Source organism: Kitasatospora sp. NPDC056651 (assembly GCF_042792155.1).
Lineage (GTDB): Bacteria > Actinomycetota > Actinomycetes > Streptomycetales > Streptomycetaceae > Kitasatospora.
In genome coordinates this window covers 1-5,157 of the sequence record NZ_JBHTWX010000207.1, presented here as the reverse complement: position 1 = coordinate 5,157, position 5,157 = coordinate 1, and the positions used below count along the sequence as shown (strand labels likewise).

At 74.5% G+C, this 5,157-nt stretch carries 4 protein-coding genes; 1 reads left to right on the top strand and 3 read right to left on the bottom strand.

Features of this window, described 5'->3' with window-relative positions; translation table 11 throughout:
- Window positions 1-51: 51 nt before the first annotated feature.
- From ACFRAR_RS38195 to ACFRAR_RS38185, 3 genes are all read right to left on the bottom strand, one after another.
- Entirely contained in the window at window positions 52-801 is a 750-nt protein-coding gene (locus tag ACFRAR_RS38195; RefSeq protein WP_380704971.1) for a hypothetical protein, read from the bottom strand.
- Window positions 802-892: 91 nt separating this feature from the next.
- A complete protein-coding gene (locus ACFRAR_RS38190; protein ID WP_380704969.1) occupies window positions 893-1,429 on the bottom strand; it encodes a YcxB family protein in 537 nt (178 codons plus the stop codon).
- A gap of 142 nt (window positions 1,430-1,571) precedes the next feature.
- Complete coding sequence (locus ACFRAR_RS38185; RefSeq protein ID WP_380704967.1) at window positions 1,572-3,614, bottom strand: FAD-dependent oxidoreductase; 2,043 nt, start codon at window positions 3,612-3,614, stop codon at window positions 1,572-1,574.
- Between the two features lie 242 nt (window positions 3,615-3,856).
- On the opposite strand from ACFRAR_RS38185, the gene ACFRAR_RS38180 reads away from it, so the two are divergent.
- A partial coding sequence (locus ACFRAR_RS38180; protein ID WP_380704965.1) for a monooxygenase occupies window positions 3,857-5,157 on the top strand: 1,301 nt, incomplete at its 3' end.

Here is a 5,157-nt window from a genome sequence, read left to right as displayed (position 1 = left end):
GTCCCTCCCCATGGGGAGGGACAGGGCACCGCTCAAGCGTCCCGGCCGGGCTCAGGCGGGCCGCCCGGCCGCCGGGGTGGCGGTCAGGGGCGTGGTGCTGCCGGCCTTGGCCCCGAGGGCGCGTTCGGCCTTGGCGACGGCGGTGCGGTAGTGGATCGAGGCGGTCTGCTGGTCGGCGCCCTGGCGCTGGAAGTAGCCGAAGGCCATGACCGCGTTGCCGAAGCGCTCGATGCCGACGTAGCCGTTGAGTTGGACACCGGCCAGGGTGCCGGTGACGCGCACGGCGGGGGCTTCCTTGCGGTCGCCGAGGGCGACCGGGGTGACGGTGAAGGTCACCTTGTCGTTGTTGCCGCCGTTGAAGGTGACGGTGCGGCAGCTCCGCAGGGCGTCGGTGGCCGTGTTGAAGTCCGCGGTGAGCCGGTCGGGCGCCTCGGCCGCGAGGGCCTGGGTGACCATCGGGTTGCCGTTCGGGCCGTCGAGCGCGACCGCGGCGTGCGCGACCGGCGAACCGGTCTGGGTGGCATGCATGTTGATCAGGGCGCTGAGCCCGGCGCAGCCGGTCACCGGCGACTGGTTCCCGCCGGTGCTGGGGCTCTGGGTCACCGGGGTCGCGGTGTAGCCGGGGCCGAGGTCGGCCGCGGTCAGCAGGGCCGACGTCAGCTGGTCGGCGGAGGGCAGTGGTGGCGCGGACGCGGCCGGTGCCGCCTGGGCCGACGGGCCCAGGGCGACCGCCACGACGGCGGCCGCGGCGGTGAGGGCGTGGACGGGCCTGGAGAAGTGGACGGGCCTGGAAAAGGACATGCGGGGCCCCCGGTCGAGAGCTCGGGCAGGGACAGGCCACCAGTGTCGCACCGGGGGCCCGGCGAGGCGCGCGGGCGGGGATCGGCGCAGGTCAGGGCGTGGTGGCGTACCGGGCGAGCAGGGCGCGCAGCCGGTCGGGGTCGGCGGTGCCGCGCTTGGGCAGGACGGTCAGGCAGGAGTTGTTCCTGTCACCGCTCAGCAGCACGAACAGCCGCGGGGTCTCCAGGTAGCGAGGGGTCGCTTGCCAGGTCAGGGTGTTGCTGGAGTGGCGGTTGGCGACGGTCACACCGGACGCCTCCACGGTGACCCTGAACTCGCCCTTGTCGGCGGCCAGCCGGTGGAACTGGCGCGCCTGGAGCCAGGGCATCATCCGGAGCAGGGCCACGCCGACGACGAGCATGACCACCGCCGGGACGTCGACCCCGTCCCTCGTGGCGAACCCCGACACGGTGGCCAGCACGGCGCACCCCACGACCACGTACAGGAGCACCCGGCCGCGCCGGCCCGCGCGCGTCGACCTGGTCCGGGCGGCCAAGGCCTCCCGCATGTCGCCCGACGTCGGCGTGTACGTGAGCTCGATCCGCTCGTCCACCGCCGGTCCGTGCGCCGATCCGACCTGCTCGTCCATCGGTCCGTTCCCCCTGGTCCGTCCTTGATCCACTCCGTGGCGTGCGGATCCTAGCAACAGTCGGGGGGTGCGTCGCGAGGGATTTCACGGCCGGCGTCCCGCGCCTCTCGGCACGGGACGCCGGTCCGGCGGGCGCGGGGGCTCAGAGGGCGGCGGCCAGCTCGGTGCCCTGCTTGATGGCCCGCTTGGCGTCCAGTTCGGCGGCCACGTCGGCGCCGCCGATCAGGTGCGCCGACAGGCCGCGCTCGCGCAGCGCCTCGTACAGGTCGCGGCGCGGTTCCTGGCCGGTGCAGAGCACCACGGTGTCGACGGGCAGCAGTCGGCGCTCGCCGTCCACGGTGATGTGCAGGCCGGCGTCGTCGATCAGGTCGTAGCTGGCGCCGGGGACCATCACCACGCCGCGGTGCTTGAGTTCGGTGCGGTGGATCCAGCCGGTGGTCTTGCCGAGGCCGGCGCCGACCTTGCCGGTCTTGCGCTGGAGCAGGTGGACGCTGCGCGGGGGCTTCGGCCGTTCGGGGGCGCGCAGGCCGCCGCGCTCGCGGTACTCCGGGTCGATGCCCCACTTCGCCTGGAACACCGGCGGGTTGAGGCTCGCCGCGTCGCCCTGGTCGGTGAGGAACCCGGCCACGTCGAAGCCGATGCCGCCCGCGCCGAGGATCGCGACCCGCTCGCCGACGGGCGCGCCGTCGCGCAGCACGTCGAGGTAGCCGAGCACGCTGGGGTGGTCGATTCCCGGGATGTCGGCGGGAGTTCGCGGGGTGACGCCGGTGGCGAGGACGATCTCGTCGTGGCCCTGCGCGGCGAGCTGCTCGGCGGTGATGGTCGCGCCGAGCCGCAGCGTGACGGCCAACTCGCCCAGCCGGGTGCGGAAGTAGCGCAGCGTCTCGTCGAACTCCTCCTTGCCGGGGATGCGCCGGGCGATGTCGAGCTGCCCGCCGATCGCCTCGGCGGCGTCGTACAGGGTGACGTTGTGGCCGCGTTCGGCGGCGGCGACGGCGAAGGCGAGTCCTGCGGGGCCGGCGCCGACGACGCCGATCCGCTTGCGCGAGCGGGTGGGACCGAGGACGAGCTCGGTCTCGTGGCAGGCCCGGGGGTTGACCAGGCAGGAGGTGATCCGCAGGTTGAAGGTGTGGTCCAGGCAGGCCTGGTTGCAGCCGATGCAGGTGTTGATGGCCTCGGCGCGGCCGTCCGCCGCCTTGGCGACGAAGTCGGGGTCGGCGAGCAGCGGGCGGGCCATCGAGACCAGGTCGGCGCTGCCCTCGGCGAGCAACTGCTCGGCGATTTCGGGGGTGTTGATGCGGTTGGTGGCGACCAGCGGGATGCCGACCCTCCCCATCACCTTCTTCGTCACCCAGGCGAAGGATCCGCGCGGCACCGAGGTGGCGATGGTGGGGATGCGCGCCTCGTGCCAGCCGATGCCGCTGTTGATGATGGTCGCCCCGGCGGCCTCGACGGCCTGGGCGAGCCGCACCACCTCGTCCAGGGTGGAGCCGCCGGGCACCAGGTCGAGCATGGAGAGGCGGTAGACGATGACGAAGTCCTCGCCGACCCGCTCACGGACCCGGCGGACGATCTCCACCGGGAAGCGCATCCGGCGCTCGTACGGGCCGCCCCACTCGTCCTGGCGGTGGTTGGTCGCGGCGACGATGAACTCGTTGATCAGGTAGCCCTCGGAGCCCATGATCTCGACGCCGTCGTACCCGGCGCGGCGGGCGAGTTCGGCGCAGCGGGCGAAGTCCTCGATGGTCTGCTCGACCTGCTCGGCGGTGAGCTCGTTGGGCACGAAGGGGCTGATCGGGGCCTGGAGCGCGCTGGGGGCGACCAGGTCGCGGTGGTAGGCGTAGCGGCCGAAGTGCAGGATCTGGAGGGCGATCCTCCCGCCGGCGGCGTGCACCGCGTCGGTGACCACCCGGTGCTTGTCGGCCTCCTCCTCGGTGGTCAGCATCGCGCCGCCCTCCCAGGGGCGCCCGGCCTCGTTGGGGGCGATGCCGCCGGTGACGATCAGGCCGACGCCGCCGCGGGCCCGTTCGGCGTAGAAGGCGGCCATCCGCTCGTAGCCGCCGGGGGCCTCCTCCAGACCGACGTGCATCGAGCCCATGATCACGCGGTTGGGCAGGGTGGTGAAGCCGAGGTCGAGCGGGCTGAGCAGGTGCGGGTAGCGGCTGCTGCCGGGGTGGGCGCTCATCGACGTCTCCTGGGGCGCGGACGGGGGGCGTTGTTACCGCAGAGTAGGGGACGGGTGGCGCGATATGCAACAAGTTGCATAAGGCCTGCGACCCCGAGCGGCACCCCCCGGGTGACACACCGAGCGGCACTCCCCGGGCCGTAGCCCCTTTGGCGGCGAACCCGGGACCGGCGCCGGGTGGGCCGCGTATCGTCGTGTCCCGGACATCACGGGGGCATCGCGAGCTCGGGAGAGGGGCGGCTGTGCGGGGTGGCTCGGTGGCCGTGGTCGGCAGCAGCATCGCCGGGAGCGCCTTCGCCGGCGCCGCCGCGCGGCTCGGCGCGCGGCACGTGGTGGTGCTGGAACGCAGCCCCGGCCGGCTGGAGGACCGGGGCGTGGGGCTGTGCACCCACAACGACCGCTTCGACGAACTGGTCCGGGCCGGGCACCTCGACGCGGACACCCGCCGCCACCGCCTCACCGTCCGCCGCTGGGTCACCCGGGGCGACGGCGCCCGGGGCGACGGGCCGGACGGCTGCGGCCGGCCGCTCTGGGACCAGCCCTTCCCGTTCCACTCCCACCACTGGGGTGTCCTCTGGCAGGCCCTGCGCGAACGGACGCCCGAGCAGGTCGAGTTCCGGCTGGGCACCACGGTGAAGGCGGTCGGCGGCGAGCCGGACGGCGCCTGGGTCGAGACCGACGGCGGCCGCGAGGGCCACGACCTGGTGATCGGCGCGGACGGCTACCGCTCGGTGGTCCGCGCCGCCGTCTGCCCGAGGACCGAGCCCGAGTACGCCGGGTACGTGTGCTGGCGCGGCAGCTACGACTCCGCCCTGCTGGCCGAACTGCCCGGCGGCGCGGCGCCCTGGCCGCAGGAGCAGTGCGTCACCGCCTGCTACCCCGGCGGCCAGGTGGTGATCTACCGCATCCCCGGGCTGGAGCCCGGCAGCACCCAGGTGAACTGGGTGTTCTACGCCCCCACCCCCGCCTGGCTGCGGCTGGACGGCCCGACCAGCATCCCGGCGGGCAGCCTCGCCGACGGGCAGCTGGACGAACTGCGGCAGCTCGCCGACCGGCACCTGCCGCCGTACTGGGCCGGCCTGGTCACGCTGACCCCGCGCGAACGGACCTTCCTCCAGCCGGTCTACGACCTGGCGACCCCGCACCGCACGGCCGGCCGGCTGCTGCTCGGCGGGGACGCGGCCACCGTGGTGCGCCCGCACAACACCAGCGGCGCGGTGAAGGCGCTGCAGGACGCGCACGCCTTCGAGCGGGCCGGCCGCGAGGCCGGCTCCTGGGCGGCCCTGCTGGCCGCCTACGACCGTGAACGGACGGCTGCCGGGCAGGAGTTGGTACAGCTGGGCCGCGTCCTGGGCCGGGCCCAGGTGACCGCGGCACCGGACTGGTCGCGGATGGACGAGCCGGCCATGACCGCCTGGTGGCAGCGGCAACTCACCGGCGACGAGAAGGGGGTGGTAGGGCCCCCGCGCGCGCGCCCCCCCGGGAAGCGGGGGGGGCCCGCCCCCCGCCGGGCGCCCCGGGCCCGGCAGCCGTTTGGGCGGGG

Coding starts and splice junctions, on each gene's coding strand:
- ACFRAR_RS38185 (WP_380704967.1), bottom strand. CDS start 3,614: ATGAGCGCCCACCCCGGCAGCAGCCGCTACCCGCACCTGCTCAGCCCG.
- ACFRAR_RS38190 (WP_380704969.1), bottom strand. CDS start 1,429: ATGGACGAGCAGGTCGGATCGGCGCACGGACCGGCGGTGGACGAGCGG.
- ACFRAR_RS38195 (WP_380704971.1), bottom strand. CDS start 801: ATGTCCTTTTCCAGGCCCGTCCACTTCTCCAGGCCCGTCCACGCCCTC.